General features: G+C 69.1%; 22 protein-coding genes and 1 tRNA gene. 9 read left to right on the top strand and 14 right to left on the bottom strand.

Annotation, left to right across the window (positions count from 1 at the left end; all coding sequences use genetic code 11):
* Positions 1-30: 30 nt before the first annotated feature.
* From CBF90_RS06060 to CBF90_RS06050, 3 genes are all read right to left on the bottom strand, one after another.
* Positions 31-1,686: a catalase gene (locus CBF90_RS06060; protein ID WP_064955023.1), complete on the bottom strand. Its 1,656-nt coding sequence runs from the start codon at positions 1,684-1,686 to the stop codon at positions 31-33.
* Positions 1,687-1,857: 171 nt separating this feature from the next.
* A tRNA-Lys gene (locus tag CBF90_RS06055) sits at positions 1,858-1,933 on the bottom strand.
* Between the two features lie 213 nt (positions 1,934-2,146).
* The gene (locus CBF90_RS06050; RefSeq protein ID WP_088380152.1) at positions 2,147-2,818 is read right to left on the bottom strand and encodes a fasciclin domain-containing protein; all 672 of its coding nucleotides are present in this window, start codon (positions 2,816-2,818) and stop codon (positions 2,147-2,149) included.
* A 245-nt stretch (positions 2,819-3,063) separates the two neighbouring features.
* On the opposite strand from CBF90_RS06050, the gene sigK reads away from it, so the two are divergent.
* The 4 genes from sigK (at position 3,064) to CBF90_RS06030 (ending at position 6,487) form a co-directional block, all read left to right on the top strand.
* A complete protein-coding gene (gene sigK, locus CBF90_RS06045) occupies positions 3,064-3,663 on the top strand; it encodes an ECF RNA polymerase sigma factor SigK (protein WP_172407793.1) in 600 nt (199 codons plus the stop codon).
* The gene (locus CBF90_RS06040; RefSeq protein WP_088380151.1) at positions 3,660-4,508 is read left to right on the top strand and encodes an anti-sigma factor; all 849 of its coding nucleotides are present in this window, start codon (positions 3,660-3,662) and stop codon (positions 4,506-4,508) included. Before sigK ends, CBF90_RS06040 begins: the two co-directional genes overlap by 4 nt.
* A 118-nt stretch (positions 4,509-4,626) precedes the next feature.
* Entirely contained in the window at positions 4,627-5,265 is a 639-nt protein-coding gene (locus CBF90_RS06035; protein WP_036306059.1) for a hypothetical protein, read from the top strand.
* 337 nt (positions 5,266-5,602) lie between these two features.
* A complete protein-coding gene (locus tag CBF90_RS06030; protein WP_088380150.1) occupies positions 5,603-6,487 on the top strand; it encodes an aminodeoxychorismate lyase in 885 nt (294 codons plus the stop codon).
* Between the two features lie 146 nt (positions 6,488-6,633).
* Here CBF90_RS06030 and CBF90_RS06025 read toward each other — a convergent pair whose 3' ends face one another.
* The 8 genes from CBF90_RS06025 to CBF90_RS05990 all read right to left on the bottom strand — a co-directional run bounded on the left by CBF90_RS06025 (position 6,634) and on the right by CBF90_RS05990 (position 15,881).
* Positions 6,634-7,470 (bottom strand): type IV toxin-antitoxin system AbiEi family antitoxin domain-containing protein, encoded by an 837-nt coding sequence (locus CBF90_RS06025; protein ID WP_088380149.1) that lies wholly within the window; start codon positions 7,468-7,470, stop codon positions 6,634-6,636.
* Between the two features lie 362 nt (positions 7,471-7,832).
* Positions 7,833-8,612, bottom strand: a complete 780-nt coding sequence (gene pstB, locus CBF90_RS06020; protein ID WP_023954907.1) for a phosphate ABC transporter ATP-binding protein PstB — start codon at positions 8,610-8,612, stop codon at positions 7,833-7,835.
* 19 nt (positions 8,613-8,631) lie between these two features.
* Entirely contained in the window at positions 8,632-9,729 is a 1,098-nt protein-coding gene (gene pstA / locus CBF90_RS06015) for a phosphate ABC transporter permease PstA (RefSeq protein WP_023954904.1), read from the bottom strand.
* A 1-nt stretch (position 9,730) separates the two neighbouring features.
* Positions 9,731-10,684, bottom strand: coding sequence for a phosphate ABC transporter permease subunit PstC (gene pstC, locus CBF90_RS06010; protein WP_023954902.1), 954 nt, complete (start codon positions 10,682-10,684; stop codon positions 9,731-9,733).
* A gap of 78 nt (positions 10,685-10,762) precedes the next feature.
* Entirely contained in the window at positions 10,763-11,866 is a 1,104-nt protein-coding gene (gene pstS, locus CBF90_RS06005; RefSeq protein WP_023954901.1) for a phosphate ABC transporter substrate-binding protein PstS, read from the bottom strand.
* A gap of 162 nt (positions 11,867-12,028) precedes the next feature.
* Positions 12,029-12,967: an NUDIX domain-containing protein gene (locus CBF90_RS06000; protein WP_023954899.1), complete on the bottom strand. Its 939-nt coding sequence runs from the start codon at positions 12,965-12,967 to the stop codon at positions 12,029-12,031.
* Positions 12,964-15,132, bottom strand: coding sequence for an RNA degradosome polyphosphate kinase (locus tag CBF90_RS05995; protein WP_023954897.1), 2,169 nt, complete (start codon positions 15,130-15,132; stop codon positions 12,964-12,966). Before CBF90_RS05995 ends, CBF90_RS06000 begins: the two co-directional genes overlap by 4 nt.
* A gap of 50 nt (positions 15,133-15,182) precedes the next feature.
* Positions 15,183-15,881: a response regulator transcription factor gene (locus CBF90_RS05990; RefSeq protein ID WP_064955017.1), complete on the bottom strand. Its 699-nt coding sequence runs from the start codon at positions 15,879-15,881 to the stop codon at positions 15,183-15,185.
* A gap of 108 nt (positions 15,882-15,989) precedes the next feature.
* Between CBF90_RS05990 and CBF90_RS05985 the strand changes: the two genes are divergently transcribed.
* The 4 genes from CBF90_RS05985 to CBF90_RS05970 all read left to right on the top strand — a co-directional run bounded on the left by CBF90_RS05985 (position 15,990) and on the right by CBF90_RS05970 (position 19,271).
* Positions 15,990-16,280, top strand: coding sequence for a hypothetical protein (locus CBF90_RS05985; RefSeq protein ID WP_036306055.1), 291 nt, complete (start codon positions 15,990-15,992; stop codon positions 16,278-16,280).
* Between the two features lie 177 nt (positions 16,281-16,457).
* Positions 16,458-17,063 carry an FABP family protein gene (locus tag CBF90_RS05980; protein ID WP_071917892.1) on the top strand — a complete coding sequence of 202 codons (606 nt, stop codon included), beginning with the start codon at positions 16,458-16,460 and terminating at the stop codon, positions 17,061-17,063.
* Entirely contained in the window at positions 17,060-18,151 is a 1,092-nt protein-coding gene (locus CBF90_RS05975; RefSeq protein ID WP_088380148.1) for a folate-binding protein YgfZ, read from the top strand. The genes CBF90_RS05980 and CBF90_RS05975 overlap by 4 nt, the downstream gene beginning before the upstream one ends.
* A gap of 1 nt (position 18,152) precedes the next feature.
* On the top strand, positions 18,153-19,271 hold the full coding sequence (locus CBF90_RS05970; protein ID WP_141097138.1) for an FUSC family protein: 1,119 nt from the start codon (positions 18,153-18,155) through the stop codon (positions 19,269-19,271).
* Positions 19,272-19,307: 36 nt separating this feature from the next.
* Here the strand turns inward: CBF90_RS05970 and CBF90_RS05965 are convergent, their stop codons facing one another.
* The 3 genes from CBF90_RS05965 to CBF90_RS05955 are packed head-to-tail and all read right to left on the bottom strand — an operon-like array spanning position 19,308 to position 21,096.
* Complete coding sequence (locus tag CBF90_RS05965) at positions 19,308-19,868, bottom strand: hypothetical protein (protein WP_137750514.1); 561 nt, start codon at positions 19,866-19,868, stop codon at positions 19,308-19,310.
* The gene (locus CBF90_RS05960) at positions 19,865-20,506 is read right to left on the bottom strand and encodes a zinc ribbon domain-containing protein (RefSeq protein WP_088380146.1); all 642 of its coding nucleotides are present in this window, start codon (positions 20,504-20,506) and stop codon (positions 19,865-19,867) included. Before CBF90_RS05960 ends, CBF90_RS05965 begins: the two co-directional genes overlap by 4 nt.
* Positions 20,503-21,096, bottom strand: a complete 594-nt coding sequence (locus CBF90_RS05955; RefSeq protein ID WP_172407792.1) for a TetR/AcrR family transcriptional regulator — start codon at positions 21,094-21,096, stop codon at positions 20,503-20,505. The genes CBF90_RS05960 and CBF90_RS05955 overlap by 4 nt, the downstream gene beginning before the upstream one ends.
* A gap of 142 nt (positions 21,097-21,238) precedes the next feature.
* On the opposite strand from CBF90_RS05955, the gene CBF90_RS05950 reads away from it, so the two are divergent.
* Positions 21,239-22,450, top strand: a complete 1,212-nt coding sequence (locus CBF90_RS05950) for an alcohol dehydrogenase catalytic domain-containing protein (RefSeq protein WP_023954885.1) — start codon at positions 21,239-21,241, stop codon at positions 22,448-22,450.
* The last annotated feature ends 26 nt before the right edge of the window (positions 22,451-22,476 follow it).

Raw genomic sequence — 22,476 nt, 5'->3', positions numbered from 1 at the left:
CACTATTTCGTGTCGTCGCCAGCAAAAGACTCAGGCCTTCTGTGCGCGCGCATTGGGAACGCAATGAGTCATCTGAAGACCGGCCACATCACGAGGACCGTTGTGCCCGAGATTGCGCAGTCGCTCGACCTCATCCTCGCTGAGTGTTTGGGACTGCAGGGGCGGCAGATCCTTGATTTCGTCCAGCGTGATTCCCAGGCCCTCGCCGACGCGACGGCCGAGGTCGTCCTCCACCATGTAGAAGTGCCAGAGCATCCGCTCCTGGACGGGACGAGCGGCCTGCCCGATCAGGTCGACGAAGTTCGCCACGAGGTCGTCGCGCTCCCAGTCCTCCATCAGCAGATAGCGTTGGCCGGCCTGCGTGTAGTCGTTGGTCCGGGGAATCCGCTTGCGCGTCAGCCGTCCGACGATGTCCGGACCCTGCTCGTCGTGCGTGGGGTACCGGGCTTCGCGGAGCCCGCCGGTGATCGACGGCTCGTAGTTGACGTGGGCATTCTCGCCGCCGTTGTCGACGTAGTACGCCATCTGTCCATCGCGGAGATTCGTGGCCACCGAGGCGTTCTTCGGTGAATTGACCGGCAGCTGGAGGTAATTCGGCCCGACGCGGTAACGCTGGGTGTCGGAGTACGAGAACGTGCGCCCCACGAGCATCTTGTCGTCGGAGAAGTCCAGGCCATCGACGAGGACGCCGGTGCCGAACGAGATCTGCTCGTTCTCGGCGAAGAAGTTCGACACGTTCCGATTGAGCACCATCTTGCCGACGGCGCGCGGCGGGAACTCGTTCTCGGGCCACACCTTCGTGTCGTCGAGCGGGTCGAAATCGAGCTCGGGATGGTCGTGGTCGTCCATCATCTGCACCCGCAGCTCCCATTCGGGATACTCGCCGCGCTCGATCGCCTCGTACATATCGCGGGAGGCGTGACCGAGATCACCGGCTTGCACGGCGGCGGCATCCGCTTCGGTCATCGAGCTGACGCCGACGGAGGGAATCCAGTGGTACTTCACGAGCTTCGTCTCGCCCTGCTCATTGACCCATTTGTAGGTGTTCACCCCGAAACCCTGCTGGGTGCGATAGTTCGCCGGGATGCCGCGGGGGCTGAAGAGGTTCACGAGCATGTGCATCGACTCGGGCGTCTGCGACATGAAGTCGAAGATGCGCGCCGGTTCCTGCCGGAAGGTGACCGGGTCGGGCTTGAGCGAGTGGATGACGTCGGGGAACTTGATGGCGTCGCGGATGAAGAAGACGCCGAGGTTGTTGCCGACGAGGTCCCAGTTGCCGTCTTCGGTGTAGAACTTCACGGCGAACCCGCGCGGGTCGCGCGCCGCCTCCGACGAATCACGCCCGCCGATGACGGTCGAGAAGCGGACGGCGAGGTCGGTGCGCTTGCCCGGCTCCTGGAAGAGCTTCGCGCGCGTGAACTGCGAGATGGGCTCGTCGCCCCACATGCCGGTCGCCTCGAAGTAGCCGAAAGCGACGAAGCCGCGCGCATGGACGACCCGCTCGGGGATGCGCTCGCGGTCGAAGTGGCTGATCTTCTCGAGGAAGTGGTAGTTCTCGAGCGTCGCGGGTCCGCGCGCTCCGACCGTCCGCTGGTTCTGGTTGTCGTAGACGGGGTGTCCCTGTCGCGTGGTCAGCTCGGGGCGCTCGTCGCCCTCTGCCGGACCCTGGCTCGATACATCGGTCATCGCGTCCTCCGTATGGTTCGCATCGTCGTGGGGATGCGGCCGACGCTACGGGGGAGCGGATGCGGGTGGAAGGGGGTTGCGGGGGCTCACCGTCCGTCGACTCGCCACGAATCGCGGATGCCAGGCCTCCCACATACGCAGGTTCTGGCGAGTCGACAGATGACGATCAGGTGGTGGGCCCCGTGGGGCTCGAACCCACGACCCGCGGATTAAAAGTCCGATGCTCTACCGACTGAGCTAGAGGCCCTGAGCTTCCTAGCCTAGTAGCCGCGACCGGGCGATCGAGCCGCCTTGCACCGCTGCCGCCGGATCCCGTTCGCGGCATCCGCTCGCACCACCCGGCGCCGCGGCATCCGTCCGGGCACGACAAAGCCGCCGGTGTGCTCGCACCGGCGGCTTCGCCTCGGCCACGGAGATACCGAGGCCGTGCCGCGGGAACCCCTCACCGCGGCTGTTCGGGTCACATCGGGGGCATCAGCACCGTGTCGATGAGGTAGACCGTGGCGTTGGCCGTCGTGACGCCACCGCAGATGACCGCGGCGCTGTCGTTGACCATGATGTTGTCGCCCGAGCCGGTGACGGTCAGGTCGGCACCGTTGACGGTGGTGTGGGTGCCGTCGATCTCGTCGGGCGCGATCTGGCCGGGCACGACGTGGTAGGTGAGGATCGACGTGAGGGTCGCCGAGTCGGTCTTCAGCGACTCGATGGTGGCGGGGTCGATCTTCGCGAAAGCGTCGTCGACGGGAGCGAAGACGGTGAACTCGTCACCGTTAAGCGTGTCGACGAGGTTGACGTCAGGGTTGAGCTGTCCGCTGACGGCGGCGACGAGGGTGGTGAGCAGCGGGTTGTTCGACGCTGCGGTGGCCACCGGGTCCTGAGCCATACCGGCGACCGAGCCGGCGCCGTCCGGAACCGCTGCGGCGTAGTCGGCACAACCGGGGCCGACGAGGTTGGCGGCCGGGTCCATCGAGGCGTCGGGCGAAGCCGTCTCCATCGGAGCGGCGGTCGACGAGGGCGCCTCGGTCTCCTCGGTCATGGTGTCGCCCGAGGTCGACGAGCAGGCCGACAGCGCGAGGGCTCCGGCGAAGCCGAGGGCCAGGGCAGCAGTGAACTTCTTCTTGGTGCTGAGCATGATTGCCTCCGTGTGTTCTCCGCCGTGGGTCCGTCCCCGGCGTCGAGGGTTCTTCGGAGGCCCCGACCGATCGGATCGGAAAAAGTTCGAGAAAGTTCGAAACCGAGTTTTCCGGCATCCGAAGCACCCCTTCTATACGAAGACGGCGACACGGATGTCGGCGCGGGTGCACACCGCGGCAGGCGGCAGGTAGAGAACCGATAACAGGTCGGCGCTGCATCCGGGAACAGGTCGGAGGATGCGGCATGCTGGTAGCGATGGTCATAGATGGAATGGACGTGCCCGACGACGGGCCGTCGACGGATCACGTCGCGGAGCTGATCCAGCGCTGCGCCGACGGTGACCACAGTGCTTTCACCCGCCTGTACGACACCCTGTCGGGGCGCGTCTTCGGACTCATCCTCCGCGTGCTCGTCGATCGCGCGCAGAGCGAGGAAGTGCTCCAGGAGGTCTTCCTGGAAGTGTGGCAATCCGCTTCGGCGTTCGCTCCGAAGAAGGGGCAAGGAAGATCGTGGGTTCTCACGATCGCTCACCGCCGCGCGGTGGACCGGGTTCGGTCGTCGCAGGCGAGCAGCGATCGCGACGTACGTGCGGGCTACCGCGAGATGGCGTCACAGCCCGAAGGTGTCGCCGAGCAGGTTGAGCTGCGCATCGAAGGACGGCGCGTCGCTCGGGCTCTCAGCTCTCTACCCGAGGCGCAACGAGAGGCCATCACCCTCGCCTACTACGGGGGATACAGTCAGAGCGAAATCGCGGCGCTGGTAGGAGCGCCGCTCGGAACGATCAAGACACGGATGCGTGACGGATTGACCAAGCTCCGTAGTGCAATGGGGGTGACATCGTGAACGAACAGACTTTCGCCGAGCTCTCGGCAGGGTACGCGCTCGGAGCGCTGTCGCCTGAAGACGAGCTCGCCTACCGCGAAGCTCTCGACGCGCACCCCGAGTGGATGCCGCTGGTCGAGGCGGATGCCGCAGCGGCGGCTCTGCTGTCGGAGGGTGTCGCCGATGTGACGCCCCCGCCGGCCCTGCGGGCCAGCCTGCTCGCACAGATCGGTGCGCCGGTCGCGGAGCCGGGTGCGGAGCAGCCGGTCGCGGAGCAGCCTTCGCCTGGCGAGGACGATGTCGCCGACCCCGCGGATGAGCTCCAGGACGACGACCCGCGGGCTGCGGCATCCGGCTATTCCGTGGGCTCTCCGGTGACCGAAGAGGTGCAGCTGGTGCAGCGTCGCAACTGGACGCGCAGCCTGTTCGCCCTGACGGCGTCGATCGCACTCCTCGTCGGCATCGGCTGGGGCGTCGGCGCGCTGACGCAGGACATGCGCGCTCCGTCCGCCGAGAGCGTGCTCGCGCAGATCGAGCGTTCCGGCGACGCGCAGTCGAGCACCGCGCAGCTGGGAGACGGCGGCGAAGCCACGGTTCACTGGTCGCCGAGCATCGACGGCGTCGTGCTCGTCGCCGAGGGGCTGCCCGAGATCGCCGACGACCAGTCGTACGAGGCATGGTTCGTCCGGGGCAGCGCCCCGATCCCGGCCGGTGCCTTCGAATCGAGCGACGGCTCGGCGGCGATGCTGCTCGAGGGCGACATGGAGCCCGATGACGTCATCGCTCTCACCATCGAGCAGAGCGGCGGGTCGCCGAGCGGCCTGCCCACCACAGACCCGATCGTCGCGATCCCGACGAACGCCTGACTGCCCTACCCCGTTATCCGGCAGCGGAACGGCCGGCCCCTCTCGGGCCGGCCGTTCCGTCGTTTCGGCTTGTCCCTGCGTGGGCCGCAGGGATGCCGCTCTCGCTTAGCCTGGAATGATGACGGACGGATCCCGGGACTACCACAAGCCCGTTCGGCGACCCGCCGACGAGTTCGACCGGCACTTCGCCGGTGAAGATCCGGCGGAGGTCTCGCGCGTTGCGCATGCGACGGCGGGTGCCCTGCTGTCGCGGGTGCGCGAAGATCCGAGCGACGCCGTCGTAGACCGTCTCGTGGGCTTCACGGCCGAGCACGGCATCGACACGGTCGCCGAGCTGTGGTCGCGGTCGCCGGCCAAGTCGTTGCCGGGCGCCCTCTGGCGGCTGTACCTGCTGCAGCTGATGATCCATCGCGACCCGCGGACCGCCGCGCTGCTCTACGAACGTGGCCGGGTCGTGCTGCGTTCTGCCGACGAGGTGATCGCCGGGGCTCCCACGCCCGCGGGCCCGGAAGAGCTCGTGGCCCTCATCGACGTGATCATGCGCGGCGTGTTCCGGGGAGACTTCGCCGTCGCGCTCGAACGTGCCGCGTCGTTCTGCCGGGTGCAGTCGGCCGGAGCGACCTCGGTGGCCGACGACCACGATGTCAGCGAGCCCGACCGGTCGTCGGCGCTCACCGCGCGCGCCCTCCGGCTGAGCACCTACGCCGACGATCTGGGCTCGTGCGCCGGGTTGTGGCGTCGCGAAGCTCTTACGTGAGGTAGCGCCGGTGTCCGGAGAGAAAGCCGGAAAGACCCGGCAAAGAGAAGTGCCGGGCCGCAGAACGCCTCTCGGCGCGTGGCCGCTCGCAGCGGCTGAAGATGGAGCCCGGGGTTACTGCGGCCCGGCACATACAGTCTAACCGAGCCTCGGGTGTGGGCATTCCCGAGTGGACGAATCCGGTCGTCGGCCGGTAGTGAGTCGTGGCCTCCCGTCGGCGGCGTGCGGGCCGCGATGCAAGGGATCGTAGGCGACGCGCCGGGGGAGCGGCATCCGTACCGGGGTGTCGGGCGGGATGTCGTGCGTCCGGGCACCGGACGCGTCGTAGGCTCGGCGCATGGCACTGCGTTTCGCGCTGATGATCGACCCGCTCGCGGCGGATGACACCCGGTCGGACTTCACGTCGACCTTCACCGCGGTCGACCCCGCGGCCCCGGCGCTGACGGTGGGAGAGCTCAGCACCCAGCGCGGCGACGGCATCTTCGAATCGATCGGCGTAGTCGACGGCCACCCGCAGGAGGTCGAGGCGCACCTCGAGCGCCTGGCGCACTCCGCCGAGCTCTGCGACCTGCCGGTGCCGAACATCGGCCAGTGGCGGGCGGCCGTGGCGAACGCGGCAGCCGAATGCGGTTCGGGCGAGGGGGTCGTGAAGCTGATCCTCAGTCGCGGGATCGAGCACGGACCGACCCCGACGGCGTGGGCCACGGCAGCGGCGGCAGCGGACTTCACCGAGCCGCGCACGAGCGGCATCCGCGTCGTGACTCTCGACCGCGGCTACGCCATCGACGCGCCCGCGCGGGCTCCGTGGCTGCTGCTGGGCGCGAAGACCCTGTCGTACGCCGTGAACATGGCCGCCCTGCGCGAGGCGCACCGGCGCGGCGCGGATGACGCCATCTTCCTGAGCTCCGACGGCTTCGTGCTCGAGGCGCCGACGGCCTCGCTCATCCTGCGACGCGGCGACACCTTCGTCACCCCGGCGCCCAACGGCGGCATCCTCCACGGCACGACGCAGCTGAGCCTGTTCGAGCACCTCGCCGAGCGCGGCTTCGAGACGGCGTACGAGACGATTCCGGTCGACGAGCTGCGACGAGCGGATGCCGCGTGGCTGGTGTCGAGTGTCCGGCTCGCGGCTCCCGTCATCGAGCTCGACGGCGCCGCTCTCGACATCGACGCCGAGTTCACCGCATCCCTGAACACCTACCTGCTCTCGCCGCGCGACTGACCCCCGTCCCGCCGGGCGGGGCGGTGTACCGCGATGCAAGACATCGTGCGCGCCACGCCGGCGGGTCGTCGCTCGCCTCGGGGTGTCGGGCGAGAAGCATTGCATCCCGGCACGGTGAGGAGACCGAATGGCCGAGGAAGCGGAAATCAGGCGGATGCCGAGAGCTGCAGGCTCGGGTGCGACTGCAGGGCTCCGAGGATGGCGGACTCGACGAGCTCCCAGTCGTGGACGACGAGCGCGTAGTCGAAGCGCAGCGTCACGTAGCCCCACGAGGCGGCGTTCGCGTCGCGCGTCAGGTCCTTGTGGCGCTTCGCCTCGCCGAGATGATTGGCCCTGCCGTCGAGCTCGACGATGAGCCGGTCGCCGATCAGCGCGTCGACGACACCGACCCCGAAGACGGAGACCTGCGTCCTCACCCGGAGGTCGTGCTTCCGTAGACGCCACCGCAGGAGCGACTCGAGTCCGCTGTCGGCATCCGTTCGAGCGAGACTCAGCGCTTCCCGGCCGCGAGCGTTGGTGTGCCGACGGAGCCACCGCAGGTCGTCTCTCGTGAGGCGGCGCTGCCGCAGCGCGGACTCCAGTGCGACGAAGAAGTGCTCGGGGCCGCGGCATCCGAGGATCTGGCGCAGCACCTGCCGGAGTGGAAGAGCACCGGATGCCGCGGGCCGTGCGTCTCGGTCCCAATGCTCGATGCACCCGCATGACGCGTCGTGGTGGGCTCGCTGGCCGGTCTTCAGCCACACGTGCGGTTCGTGGTCGTCATCGAGGATCCACAGACCGTGATGCCGCGCGGCCGTGACGCACGCCATCGACCCGCCGTGCGCCGCGATCGCCCGGGCGGAGGCGCACGCGCCGGGGGAGGCGTACATGCCGATCCGGATGCGGCTGAGCCGGCCGGAGTCGACGGCCGCAGCGATCTCCCGGCGGCTCAGCCCGTCGGCACGGAGCTCGCGGGTGGAGAAGATGGATCGCGACTCGCACATCCCCCGACCGTGCTCGCCTCGGGGCCGACCGGTGGGCCATACGGCTCGTTCTGTGCACTGCTCTGGTGCTCGGTGCCTCGTGCAGGAACCGCTGCACCCGCTGGCCGCGTACCGGGACGCAAGAGATCCGGCGCGACACCCCGCCCGAGCGGCATCCTCACCGGGGTGTCGGCCACGATCCCTTGCATCCGCGCACGGCCCGAGCCGGACACTCCGGGACCCACGATGCAGCCCCGTCGCGCTGGGATGCAAGGCGAAAACGGCGACGCGCCGGGCGAGGAGTCCTCGCACCGGCGCGTCGCGCGCGATCCCTTGCATCCCGGCACTTCGCGGGGCCGGCCCACGACGAGCCGGGGTTCGATTCACCCGAAGCGGCCGGAGACGTAGTCCTCGGTGGCCTGCACGGACGGGGTGGTGAAGATCGACGTCGTGTCGTCGTACTCGATCAGCTTGCCGGGCTTGCCGGTGCCGGCGATGTTGAAGAACGCGGTCTTGTCGCTGACGCGCGAGGCCTGCTGCATGTTGTGCGTGACGATGACGACGGTGTAGTCGCTCTTGAGCTCCTGGATGAGCTCCTCGATGGCGAACGTCGAGATCGGGTCGAGGGCCGAGCAGGGCTCGTCCATGAGCAGCACGTCGGGCGAGACCGCGATCGCGCGAGCGATGCACAGACGCTGCTGCTGTCCGCCCGAGAGGCCGGAGCCGGGCTTGTCGAGACGATCCTTGACCTCGTTCCAGAGGTTGGCGCCGCGCAGCGACTTCTCGACGAGGGCGTCGGCGTCGGACTTCGAGATGCGCCGGTTGTTGAGCTTGACGCCCGCCAGCACGTTCTCGCGGATCGACATGGTGGGGAAGGGGTTCGGCCGCTGGAACACCATGCCGACCTGGCGGCGCACGAGCACCGGGTCGACGCCCGGGCCGTACAGGTCGTCGCCGTCGAGCAGGACGCTGCCCTCGACGCGGGCGCCGGGGATCACCTCGTGCATGCGGTTGAGGGTGCGCAGGAACGTCGACTTGCCGCAGCCCGAGGGGCCGATGAAGGCGGTGACGCTGCGGGGTTCGATGTCGAGGGAGACGCCCTCGACGGCGAGGAAGTCGCCGTAGTAGACGTTGAGGTCGTTGACTTCGATGCTCTTGGACACGGAGGTTCTTTCTTTCGGGTCAGCGGCCGGTCTTGGGTGCGAAGAACTTGGCGATCAGGCGCGCCACGAGGTTCAACAGCATCACGATGACGATGAGGGTCAGGGCCGATGCCCACGCGCGGCCGACGAAGGCCTCGGCGGGAATGCCCTGGTTCATGTACTGCGTGTAGGTGAAGACCGGCAGGGTCTGCATACGACCGTTGAAGAGGTCGTAGTTCATGGATGCCGTGAAGCCGGCGGTGATCAGCAGCGGTGCGGTCTCGCCGATGACGCGCGAGATCGACAGCATGACGCCGGTCGTGATGCCCGCGATCGCCGTCGGCAGCACGACCTTCGCGATCGTGAGCCACTTGGGCACACCGAGCGCGTAGGAGGCTTCGCGCAGCTCGTTGGGGACGAGGCGCAGCATCTCTTCCGTCGAGCGGACGACGACCGGGATCATCAGCACCGCGAGGGCCACCGACCCCATGATGCCCAGGCGGATGCCGGGGCCGAGGAAGAGTGCGAACAGGGCGTAGGCGAACAGGCCGGCCACGATCGAGGGGATGCCGGTCATGACGTCGACGAGGAACGTGATGCCCTGGGCCAGACGCTTCCCCTGGCCGTACTCGATGAGGTAGATCGCGGTGAAGATGCCGATCGGGATCGAGATCACGGCTGCGGCGAGCGTGATGAGGACGGTGCCCATGATGGCGTGGAGCGCGCCGCCGCCTTCGCCGACGACGTTGCGCATCGACGAGCTGAAGAACTCGCCGCTCCAGCTGGGAGCGCCGAGCGTGATGACCGTGAACGCCACGGAGACGAGCGGCACCATCGCGATGAGGAACGCCACCGTGACGACACCCGTCACCAGTCGGTCGACCGCCTTGCGGCGGCCCTCGACGGCGGCCGAGACCGCGGTGATGAGCACGAGGTAAGCCACCGCCGACAGAATCAGCCAGCCGGGGATGTTGAGCGCATCGCCGGATGCCGCGGCGATGACGCCGAAGAAGATGCCGACGACCACCAGCGAGGCGCCGAGGATCGCCCAAGGCCCCCACTTGGGCAGGTGCCCCGTGGTGAGGCTCGTCGATGCGCTGCGCGCCGACGTGCTCGGGGGAGTGAGAGTCGCGGTCATGTCAGTTGGCCCCCGAGAATTCCTTGCGGCGGCTCACGATGTAGCGCGCGACCGCGTTCACCGCGAAGGTGACGACGAAGAGGATGAGGCCCGTGGCGATGAGGACGTTGACGTTCGTCCCGTAGGCCTCGGGGAAGGTGAGTGCGATGTTCGCCGCGATCGTCGAGGGGTTCCCCGACGTGAAGAGCGCGAAGGTGACGCCGCCCGACACGGAGAGCACCATGGCGACGGCCATGGTCTCGCCCAGCGCCCGGCCCAGGCCGAGCATGGCGGCCGAGACGATGCCGCTGCGGGCGAAGGGGAAGACGGCCATCCGGATCATTTCCCAGCGCGTCGACCCGAGGGCCAGCGCGGCCTCCTCGTGCAGGGTCGGCGTCTGCAGGAAGATCTCGCGGCAGATCGCGGTGATGATCGGGGTGACCATGACGGCGAGGACGACGGATGCCGTGAAGATCGTGCGGCCCGTGCTGGAGACGGGCCCGTTGAAGAGCGGGAACCACCCGACGTTGTCGACGAACCAGCTGTAGACCGGCTGCACGGCCGGTGCCAGGACGCCGATGCCCCACAGGCCGAAGACCACAGAGGGGACCGCCGCGAGCAGGTCGACGACGTAGCCGAGGGCCTGAGCGAGCTTGCGCGGCGCGTAGTGCGAGATGAAGAGGGCGACGCCGAGCGACAGCGGCACGGCCATGAGCAGCGCCAGCGCGGCGGCCCAGACGGTGCCGAAGACGAGCGGCCCGACGTACGACCAGAAGTTGTCGGGCAGGATCGAGGCGTCTTCGTTGGTGGCGACGAAAGCGGGGAGCGACTGGATGACCAGGAAGATCGCGACCGCGGCGAGGGTCACGAGGATCATCGAGCCGGCGAAGAGCGCGGTGCCGGAGAACCAGCGGTCACCCGCTCGGGTCTTGGCCTTCGGGGCTCCGGTGCGGGTGACCTCGGGTGTGGTGGTCATGGCTTCGATTCTGTGCGACGGACGGGAACCGCGCGAGGTGCCCGGCCCGGCGAAACCGGACCGGGCACCCGGAGCGTCTTACTTGATGGCCTCGATGGCCTCGGTGACCTGCGTGCGCAGGGTCTCCGAGATGGGGGCGGAGCCGGCAGCGGATGCCGCGGCGTCCTGCCCCTCGGCGCTCGCGGCGTAGCTGAAGAAGCCCTTGACCATCTCGGCGGTCGCGGCGTCCTTGTACTCCGCGCAGCCGATGAGGTAGCTCACGAGGACGATCGGGTAGACGCCGGCCTCGGTGCTGGTGCGGTCGAGCTTGATCGCGATGTCGGTGGCGGCGCGCCCCTCTTCCTCGGGCGACGCGTCGACGATCGCGGCAGCGGCCTCGGGCGAGTACTCGACGAACTCGTCGCCGACCTGGATCGCGACGGTGCCGAGGTTGCCGGCGCGCGACGCGTCGGCGTAGCCGATGGTGCCCTGGCCGCCCTCGACAGCCGAGATGACGCCGGACGTGCCCTGAGCGGCCTCGCCGCCGAGGGCCGGCCACTCCTCGACCGAGCCGGCGGTCCAGACATCGGGCGCGGTCTTGGCGAGGTAGTCGGTGAAGTTGCCGGTGGTGCCCGACTTGTCGGAGCGGTGGACGGGCGTGATCGCCGTCGCGGGCAGCTCGACGCCCGAGTTGAGGGCGGCGATGGCCGGGTCGTTCCACGTCGTGATCTGGCCGGCGAAGATCTTCGCGAGCGTCGTCGCGTCGAGGTTCAGCGAGTCGACGCCGTCGATATTGAAGACGACGGCGATCGGCGAGATGTAGGTCGGCAGCTCGACGAGGTCGGAGTCGGCCGCGCATGCCTCGAACGGGCCGGCAGTGATCTCGTCGGTCTTGAACGCGCGGTCCGAGCCGGCGAACTGCACGGCGCCGGCCTGGAACGACTCGCGTCCCGTGCCCGAACCGGAGGGGTCGTAGTCGATCGTGAGACCGGGGTTGGCGGTCTGCAGGCCCTGCGTCCAGGCCTGGACGGCGACCTCCTGCGACGAGGCGCCGCCACCGACGAGGTTGCCCTCGAGGGAGGGGGCCGAGGAGTCGCTCGAGCCGGCGCCGGGCGCAGCGGTTTCGTTTGCAGCGCAGCCGGCGAGGGCAAGAGAGGCCACGGCGGCCACGGCGCCCAGCTGGGCGAGTCGGGAGAGCTTCACTGTGTGAATCCTTCGCATGTTGGTGACGAGAACCCGGTGCAGGTTCGTCCCGAACGGTAGACACCGTCCCTTACGAGAGTGCGCTGTGGGGGTGAACAGAAGGTGAACGGCGCTCTCGAGCCGCGGAAAGACGGGCCTCGCGGCGTGGTGGCGCGAGCGAGATCACACCTTCGGCATGTGGGTTTCGATCGCGACGATCCCCGAGCCCGGGTTCTCACGCGGCAGGTGCACGACCGAGAACGCGCCGGTCTCGAGCGCCGAAGCGCTGCCGAGGTACGAGCCGCGCAGCGTTCCGGTGGCGAGCGCCATCTCGTTCAACAGGTCGGGGAGGACCGGGCCGTGGCTGCAGAGCACGACCGGCTTGCGGGCGCGCACCCGGTCGCCGACCACCGACCTGACGTCGGCCAGTCCGTTCTCCCACGCGTCCTGCGACAGGTGCGGACTCTTGTCGATCCGCTTGCTGATCGCCGCCGCCAGCGGTGTCACGGTGCGCACGCAGCGCCGCGCGTCGGACGAGATGATCCGACGGACGCCGAACGCGACGAGCGGGCCCACGATCGCGTGCGCCTGCTTCTTCCCGCGTGCCGACAGCGGCCGTGCGGCATCCTCGCCGTCCCAGTCCTCGCGGGCCACGGCCTTGGCGTGGCGCAGGGCGATGAGCGGGAACGTGTCGATGGCGCGTTCGTCAACGAGTCGCACGAACTCGTCGAGGATCTCGACGTCGACGGGATAGCTCAGCGCTTTGCGCGCCTTCTTCAGCCCCATCCATTCCAGTGCCGCGATCTCTTTGTTCGGCACGAACGTCGACATCCTGATCGCCAGGTCGGTCGCCTCGGCCGCCCAGTAGTGGACGATCTTCTGCTTCTTGCTCGGCAGGTGATACTTCGACACTCCGACGGGCGGACCGAGTCGGACCGAGATGCCCGTCTCCTCGCGGATCTCGCGCACGGCGGTCTCGGCGAGCATCTCACCCGGGTCGACCTTGCCCTTGGGCAGCGTGAGGTCGCGGTACTTGGTGCGGTGGATGATCAGCACCTTCACTTTGCCGTCGACCCACCGCCAGACCACACCACCGGCCGCGTACACCGCGGTGTCGGTCATCGCACCGCCCGCGCCCGGCGGCGTCGCTGCACCTGCGCCATCGTGCGGTCCTGGAGGTCGACCAGCGGCTTGCCGTCGTCGTCGAACGCGTGACGGGTCCACACACCGCCGTCACCCAGGTGCCACGAGCTGGTCGAGTCGCTCATCGCGAGGTCGAACAGCGTCGTCAGCTCCTTGACGTGGGCGGGCGCGACGACGCGCACGAGCGCCTCGACGCGGCGGTCGAGGTTGCGGTGCATCATGTCGGCGCTGCCGATGTAGGCGATCGTGTCGCCGTTGTTGTGGAAGGTGAAGATGCGCGAGTGCTCGAGGTACCGCCCGAGGATCGAGCGGACGGTGATGTTGTCGGTCACTCCCGCCAGGTCGGTGCGCAGCGAGCAGATGCCGCGGACCCACACGTCGACGCGAACGCCGGCCTGGCTCGCCCGGTAGAGGGCGTCGATGATCTGCTCGTCGACCATCGAGTTGACCTTGATGCGAATGTGGGCGGGCTTGCCGTCGAGCGCGTTGCGGCGTTCGGCGTCGATGTGACGCAGCAGGCCCTTCCGCAGGTGGAGGGGAGCCACCAGCAGTCGCTTGAACTTCTTCTCGATCGCGTAGCCGCTGAGCTCGTTGAACAGTCGCGTCAGGTCGCGGCCGACCTGCTCGTCGCTCGTGAACAGGCCGAAGTCCTCGTAGAGGCGGCTCGTCTTGGGGTTGTAGTTACCGGTGCCGATATGGCTGTAGCTGCGGAGCGCGCCGTCCTCTTCGCGGATGACGTGCAGCAGCTTGCAGTGCGTCTTCAGCCCGACCAGGCCGTAGACGACGTGCACGCCGGCCTTCTCGAGCTTGCGCGCCCAGACGATGTTCGCCGCTTCGTCGAAGCGGGCCTTCACCTCGACGAGGGCGAGCACCTGCTTGCCCCGTTCGGCCGCGTCGATGAGCGCCTGCACGATGGGGCTGTCGCCCGACGTGCGGTAGAGCGTCTGCTTGATGGCGAGCACATGGGGATCGCGCGCAGCCTGCTCGAGGAACGCGACGACGCTCGTGGTGAACGACTCGTAGGGATGGTGCACGAGCACGTCGCCGGCGCGGATAGCGCCGAAGAAGTCGGTGCGCCCGTTCTGCTCGGCGGGCTGGAAGGCGGTCGCCGTGGTCGGGACGTGCGGCTTGTACCGCAGCTCGGGGCGGTCGATGCGGGCGAGATCGAAGAGTCCGCGCAGGTCGAGCAGGCCGGGCAGGCGGTAGACCTCCTGATCGGTGATGTCGAGCTCGCCGAGCAGCAGGTCGAGCGTGACGTCGTCCATATCCTCGGTCACCTCGAGCCGGATCGGCGGACCGAAGCGGCGCCGGAGCAGCTCGGCCTCGAGGGCCTGGATCAGGTTCTCGGTCTCGTCCTCCTCGATCACCACATCCTCGTTGCGCGTGAGCCGGAAGGTGTGGTGCTCGAGGATCTCCATGCCGGGGAAAAGGTCTTCGAGGTTGTTGGCGATCAGGTCCTCGAGCGGCAGGTAGCGCTTGACCGAGGTGCCGGTGTCGAGCTCGACGAACCGGGGGAGCATCGGCGGAACCTTGAGGCGCGCGAACTCCTGCCGGCCGGTCTTGGCATTGCGGATGCGGATCGCCAGGTTCAGTGACAGGCCCGAGATGTAGGGGAAGGGGTGCGCCGGATCGACGGCGAGGGGCATGAGGACGGGGAACACCTGCGCCTGGAAGTAGTCGTACAGACGTCCGCGCTCGGACTCGTCGAGGTCGTCCCAGCCGACGATCTCGATGCCCGCCTCAGCCAGAGCGGGCTGGACCATGTCGCCCCAGGCGCTCGAGTGGCGCAGCTGCAGTGCGTGCGCCTCGGCGGAGATGTCGGAGAGCACCTCCTGCGGTGCGCGTCCGACGTTGGTGGGCACGGCGAGGCCGGTGACGATGCGACGCTTGAGGCCGGCGACGCGCACCATGAAGAACTCGTCGAGGTTGCTGGCGAAGATCGCGAGGAAGTTGGCCCGTTCGAGCACCGGCAGGGTCGGGTCCTCGGCGAGCTCGAGCACGCGCTGATTGAAGGCGAGCCAGCTGATCTCACGGTCGGTGTAGCGGTGGTCGGGCAGCTGCGCGTCGACGTCTTCGACGGCGGGGTCGAAGTCGTCGTCGTCGGCGTCGCCCAGACCGGAGTCCAGAGCCTCGGTGTCGATCATCCCCTCATCATGGCAGTCCTGCGTGTCCTGCCGGTGAACGAGACGGAGAGTCAGCCCTGCGCGGATTCGCCACCGGCGGGAACCGGCTCGTCCTCGTAGACGTTGAAGCGGTAGCCGACGTTGCGCACCGTGCCGATCAGCTGTTCGAGATCGCCGAGCTTGGCTCGCAGCCGTCGCACGTGGACGTCGACCGTACGCGTGCCGCCGAAGTAGTCGTAGCCCCACACCTCGCTCAGCAGCTGCTCCCGCGTGAACACCCGCGACGGATGCGTCGCGAAGAAGTGGAGCAGCTGGAACTCCTTGTACGTGAGGTCGAGCGGGCGCCCGTGGACCTTCGCCGAGTACGACGACTCGTCGATCGTGATGCCGGAGGTCTGGATGCGGCTCGATACGGCCTCTTTGCTCACGCGTCCGATCGCGAGACGGATGCGGGCGTCGATCTCGGCGGGTCCGGCCGCGGCGAGGATGACGTCGTCGATGCCCCAGTCGGTGGAGACTGCGGTGAGGCCGCCCTCGGTGACGATGAGCACGAGCGGTGCGTCGATGCCCGTGCTGCCCAGGATCTTGCACAGCGATTTCGCGCCGACGAGGTCATGGCGCGCGTCGATGAAGACGACGTCGGCGCTGGGCGCGTTGACGAGCTGGGCGGGTTCGGCGGGGATCTGACGGACCCGATGGCTGAGCAGCTCGAGCGCCGGGAGCGCGAGACCACCGCCGTGCGTGGAACTCAGGACGAGAAGCTGTGCCAACGGGGATTCCTCCGGGAGCGGCCGGGACGTGCACTCATCTTAGGCGTTCGCCGGATGCCGCCCGTGCGCAGCGTCGCGTCGGACGACACCGTGGGCCACAATGGGACGGTGACCACGCCCGATCTCGCACCGCCGCGCACCGTCGCCGGAGTCGTCGCCGTCTGGATCGCAGCCGCCGTCGCGGCCGTCCTGGTGGGCATCCTCGCCCCGGTCGACCAGCGGGCGGTATGGATGCCGATCGCCCTCGGCGGCTGCCTCATCCTCGCGTTCGTCGTCCAGCTGGCGTCGGGCCGGGTGCGCGGGTTCATCGAGCGCGTCGCGGTGAGCGTGCTGGGCGCGCTTTTCGTCATGGGGTTCATCGGCATCGGGTTCGGGCTCTCGTCGCTCGTCGGAGCCTGACCGCCGGCGTTGCCGCTCGTCACAGGCGCGGACGGCCCCTGCGGGCATAGAGTAGGGGCATGGATCTCCTCGCGCTCGAAATCTTCTACGTGGGCCTGCTCGGACTGGCGTCGCTCGCCATCGTCTTCGTTTCGGGCGTCGTCGTGAAGAACCTCTACCGCGGCCAGCGCTGACATCGTGCTCGAGCTGCCCACCGATCTGCCGGCGGACCTCGTTCCGCTGTCATGGCTGCTCGGAGTCTGGGAAGGCTCGGGCGTCATCGACTACGAGACGGCCGATGGTCATCTCACCGGCGAGTTCGCGCACCAGGTGAGCTTCAGCCATGACGGCGGCGACTACCTCAACTACTCCGCCACCGCCTGGCTGATCGACGACAGCGGCACGCGCATTCGGCCTCTCGTGGCCGAGACCGGTTATTGGCGCGTCGCACGACCTGCCGGAGCCGAAGACGCCGGACCGGGACTGCTGCCGGCATCCGCTCCCGCGCGCGAGCGCACCGTCGACGACGTCGAGGCGCTCCGCAATGCCGAGGGCGGGTTCGACCTCGAGGTCGCGCTCGTGCACTCGGACGGTGTGAGCGAGCTGTATCTCGGACAGGTCCGCGGTCCGCGCATCGACCTCGCCACCGATGCCGTCGTCCGCACCGCGGGTGCGAAGGAGTACACGGCCGCCACGCGCATGTACGGCCTCGTCGACGGGCACCTGCTGTGGGCCTGGGACATCGCCGCGCTCGGCGGCGAGCTCGCCTCCCACGCCTCGGCCCGCCTGGCGAAGGCCGAATGATGTCGGGCGACGGCGCGACCTTCGCCGGCGTCGACGGGGCGGTGTGCGACGACCTCGGCCTCGTGCACATCGGCAACCCGATGCGCGAGCAGCAGCTGCTCGACAGCGGCGCCGCCGTCGCACCGCTCGGCGACCGTTCGGTCGTCACCGTGACCGGTCCCGACCGGCTCAGCTGGCTCGACTCGCTCACCTCGCAGGCACTGACGCGGCTGCTCCCCGGAGAGAGCACCGAACTGCTCGTGCTCGATCCGCAGGGCCACGTGGAGCATGCGGCATCCGTCGTCGATGACGGCGAGACGACCTGGCTCATCACCGACGCCGGGCGGCTCGAGGCGCTTGTGACCTGGCTCACGCGCATGCGGTTCCGGTTGCGGGTCGAGGTCGCCGATCGCTCCGGCGACACCGCGGTCGTCGGCGGAACGGCATCCGCAGTCGCCGATCTCGCGTCGTCCGCCGTGTGGCGCGACCCGTGGCCCGAGGTCTCGATCGGCGGGTGGGGGTACGCGACCGGCGAGGGGCATCCCGGTGCCGGACGCGACTGGGCCGAGGCGATCGTCGACCGCGAGGAGCTCCGCCGGCTCGCCGACGAGGCCATCGCGGGACGTCGCCGCATCGCCGGACGGTGGGCCGCGGATGCCTTGCGCATCGCCGCGTGGCGTCCGCGTGCGGACTCCGAGGCCGACGGCATGACGCTGCCGCACGAGGTCGACTGGCTCCGCACCGCCGTGCACCTGTCGAAGGGCTGCTACCGCGGACAGGAGACGGTGGCGAAGGTGCACAACCTCGGTCACCCGCCCCGGCGGCTGGTGGCTCTGCAGCTCGACGGCAGCGACGCGGTGCTCCCCGAACCCGGTGCGATCGTGCGCCGCGAGGGCGAGGAGGTGGGGCGCGTCACCTCGGTCGCGCGCCACTTCGAGCAGGGGCCGATCGCCCTCGCCCTCGTCAAACGATCGGTGCCGATCGATGCCGACCTCATCGTCGACGCCGGTGATGACACGGTCGCCGCGGTGCAGGAGGTCGTCGTCCCGCCCGACGCCGGCCGCACCGCCGCGCCGCCGCGGCTGCCCCGCCTGAGCCGTCGCACCTGACGTGACACCCGAGCGTGCCGACGAGCCGCCCGCCGTCACTGCGCCCATCGCGACCGGCTGGCGGGCTCGCGTGCGCCCGCGCCGGGGCTTCGAGCGCGCGCGCGACTCGACTCCCGCGATCGTTCAGATCGTCGTGGCGGCATCCGCGGCCTACGCATTCGCGCACCTCGTGCTCGGGCATCCGTCGCCCCTGCTCGCGGCGACCGTGACCATCTCGAGTCTCGGGCTCGTCCGCGACGCTCGTCCGCGCCGTGTGCTCGAGACCGTGATCGGGATGCTGGTGGGTGTGCTCGTCTCCGAGCTCATCGTGCTCGCCGTCGGGTCAGGGACGTGGCAGCTGGCCCTGGCTCTTGCCGCGACGCTGCTCACCGCTCGGGTGCTCTCGGCGCAGCCGAGCTTCGCGATCTCGGCGGCGATCCAATCGGTGATCGTGATCGCGATCCCCGGAAGCATGCCGTTCCTCCGCCTCGTCGACGGGTCGGTGGGAGCGGTCGCCGCGCTGCTCGCGACGGCCCTGTTGCCGCGCCGGCCACTGCGAGAGGTCTCGCGGGCGGGCCGCGCCCTCTTCGCCTCGTTCGACGGCGCTGCGGCGACGGTGATCCAGGCGCTGCGCCGCGGCGACAGGGTGCGAGCCGACCGCGGCCTCGAGAAGGCGCGGGCGCTGCAGCCGCTCGTCGACGACTGGACGACCTCGCTGGACTCCGGGCTCGCCGTCGCCCGCATCTCGCCGTTCCTCCGGCGCCAGCGCGAGGAGCTGCAGCGCCAGGACCGCATGCGGGCGTCGCTCGACCTTGCCACGCGCAACCTCCGAGTCATCGCCCGTCGTGTCGTGTACGCCCTCGAAGACCGCGAGCCACGCCCGATCGCCGCCGACCTCCTCGCCCAGATCGCCCGTGCGGCCGACCTGTTGGGCCAGTCGATCGACGACATCGCGCTGGAACCGGCAGCCCGCGAGTCATTGCTCGCCGTCGCGACCCGCCTCGATCCGACCCGCCTGGCGCCCGGCTCCTCGCTCGGAGATCAGAACGTCATCACCGCGCTGCGTCCCCTCGTGGTCGATCTGCTCACGGCGGCGGGGATGCCGCAGGCCGAAGCCCGGGCGACGATGCCGCGCATCTGAGCGCCGGGCTCCGCATCGACTCGGTAGGAGCCGGGATCACTCGCCGAGAATGGTGCCGAAACAGGTCTCGATCGTCCAGGCGATGAACGCCTGGTAGTCGGTGTTGGTAGCGACACTCTCGAGGGCCTGCGACTGCAGCAACGCGTCGTCGAGCGCGATGTCGACGACCGCGGTGTCTGCCGGATACTGCTCGAGGATGCCGATCAGCTCCGCGGTCGAATCGGCGAAGACCGTCGCCCCGGCCGTGACCTCAGGACTGACCTCGGTCATCGGTAGCAGCGCGGCGATCGCGTCGGCCTGCCGGTGCGCCGCCGCGAGGTCCTGTCCGACCGTGCCCGCTTTCGCCGCCGCGGCCTCGCGGTTCGCGTCGCACAGTTCGGTGTAGTCCGCCGTGCCGCCCGTGGCGGCGCCGGATGGCGGAGTCGACGGGGTCGTGGCGGCCGGCGACGGTGTGGCCGTGGCCGAGGGCGAATCGGAGGGGGCGGGGGATGCGGCGGCGTCCTGACCTGCGCTGCATCCGGTGAGAACCGTGCCGACGGCGCACAGGACCAGAGCGGTGCGCGCGTGTGCTCCGCGCCGCGTCGGGCGCAGGCTCATGCGACGAGCCCCGTGCCGCACTCGGCGCAGAACCGCGAGGTCGACGGGTTCTCGTGCGCGCATCCCGGGCAACGACGCACCGGGTTCAAAGACGCGCCGCACTCCCCGCAGAACTTGCCGCCCGACGACCGGGCGCCGCACGATGAGCAACGCGGCCGGGCCTGCTGGCCGACGGCGACCCCCGCGATCAGATCCGTCGTCTCGAGGCGCTCCTGGAGCTGCCGGCGGCGTGCCTCGGCCTGCAGCTGAGCGAGTTCCTCCGTCGGGATCGGCGAGCACCGGGCGCACTGTCCGACACCGTCGTTCCAGCAGACATCGCCGCACACCCAGTCGCTGCATCCGCGGCACTGGTGGAACAGAGGACCGATCTCAGCGGTCGCGGCCCGCAGGGCATCGTCCTTCGCGGGGGAGTTGGTCCCGCGGTCGAGGAGGCGATCGGCGGCCGAGGTGAACTCGGCCAGAGCGCCGCCGAACAGGTTGCCCAGCCCGCGCGCGAGCTTCTGGCCTGCGGCTCGGGGATCGCGGCGGAACGCGGAGCGGTAGCCGTTGCCGCATCGCTCGCAGCGGAACTCGAACTGGAAGCCTTCGGTGTTGGACAGGTCCGTGAAGTTGTCGGTGAACGGAACGTGGGCGGTCATCTTTCCTGCTCCTCGGGATGGGCATCGGGATCGTCGGAGTGAACGTCTGGCGGTGGCGCAGGGCCGAGGACGACGGCGACCAGCGGGGCGAAGTCGTATCCGTCGGCGTAGCGCGGGGCCTCCATGAGCAGCAGGTTGTTGATGAGCATGCCGCGGCCCATGAACATCCACATCTCGGTGTGATCGAGGCCCGCCGCAGCGAGCGTTCGGTAGACCTCGTCGAACAGGCGGCGGGCTTCGACCCCGATCGCCGGCTCGCCGACGGAGGCCGAGAAGGCGTGAGCGTGCACCAGGACCGCCGCCGTCTCGCGGATGACGAGGTCGCGGTAGGCCTTTCCGAGCCGCTCGGGCGTGAGCTGGCCGGGTTCGATGCTGCGGAACGCCCGCAGCATGAGCTCGCCGGCGAAGGCGTGCGTGCGGATGAAGAGCTCGAGCTTCGAACCGAATGTGCGGATGACGTAGGGCTGCGAGACGCCCATCTGTTCAGCGACCTGCGCGGTCGTCGTCCCGAAGTAGCCATGGGCGGCGAAGGCGCGCATCGATGCGGCGAGTAGCTGCTCGTTGCGCGCGGGCAGACGTCGCTGCGCCATGCCGCTCCCTCTTCCGGTTATCGAACGATAACACTCTGGCAGAGAACCATGGTCTATGACAGCTCGGGATGTCACGCAACCGCCTCGTGCGGCATCCCTTCCGTTCTCTAGCGTGATCATTCCCCTGGAGTGAGGAGCGAGCATGAAGGCAGTGGTCTGGCACGGCATCGGCGACATCAGGCTCGACGAGGTCGACGAGCCTCGGATCGAGGACGGGCACGATGCGATCGTCCGTATCACCCGCAGTGCGATCTGCGGCACGGACCTCCACTTCATTCGCGGCACGATGTCGGGAATGAGGGACGGCACCATCCTCGGACACGAGGCCGTCGGCGTCGTGACCGAGGTCGGCGAACACGTTCGCGGCTTCCAGCCCGGCGACCGCGTCGTGATCAACTCGACGATGTCGTGCGGCGCGTGCCGCTATTGCCGCGACGGGCACACGGCCCAATGCGACGTCGCCAACCCGAACGGGCCGCACGCCGGCACCTCGTTCTTCGGCGGCCCTGAGGCGACGGGACCTGTCGACGGCCTGCAGGCCGAGTATGCCCGCATCCCCTGGGCTCAGAACACGATGACGAAGCTGCCGGACGCGGTCTCGGACGATCAGGCGATCCTGCTCTCGGACATCTTCCCGACGGCGTGGTTCGGCGCGCAGCTCGCGGGGGTCTCCCGCGGTGACGTCGTCGTCGTGCTCGGAGCGGGGATCGTCGGGCAGTTCTCGGTCGTCTCGGCCTTCAAGCAGGGCGCCGGACGCGTCATCGTCGTCGACGGCGTCGCGGATCGCCTCGAGCAGGCGCGCACTCTGGGAGCCGAAGTGGTCGACTTCAACGACGACGACCCCGTGGCCGCTGTCATGGAGCTGACGAACGACATCGGCGCCGACTGCGTCATCGACGCCGTGGGGGTGGACGCCGAGCGTCCGGCTCGCGGTCCGGCAGCCCCGGATGACGACACCGCGGCGGGATTCGATGAGGAGGTCGCGCAGGTCGCGCCCGACATCGCGCCTCAGGGTGATCTCTGGCGACCGGGCGACGCGCCGTCGCAAGCGTCTCGGTGGGCGGTCGAGATGGTCGCGAAGTACGGGCGAATCGGGATCATCGGGGTGTACTCGCCGCTGGCCGAGGTCTATCCGATCGGGCAGGCCATGAACAAGAACCTCACCGTCCGGATGGGCAACTGCGACCACCACAGCGTCACGCCTCCGCTCATCGACATGGTCGCCGCCGGGGTCTTCGATCCCACGGCCCTCATCACCGCCCACGAGACGCTCGCCGGGGTCATCGACGCGTACGAGGCCTTCGACCGCCGCGAGCCTGGCTGGATCAAGGTCGCCCTCGACATCGGCGGCTGATCCGGCCGGGCGTCACCGCAGCTGCG

It is taken from the genome of Microbacterium sp. AISO3 (genome assembly GCF_002204305.1).
Taxonomy (GTDB): Bacteria; Actinomycetota; Actinomycetes; order Actinomycetales; family Microbacteriaceae; genus Microbacterium; species Microbacterium arborescens.
This window is presented reverse-complemented; position numbering and strand designations above follow the sequence as displayed.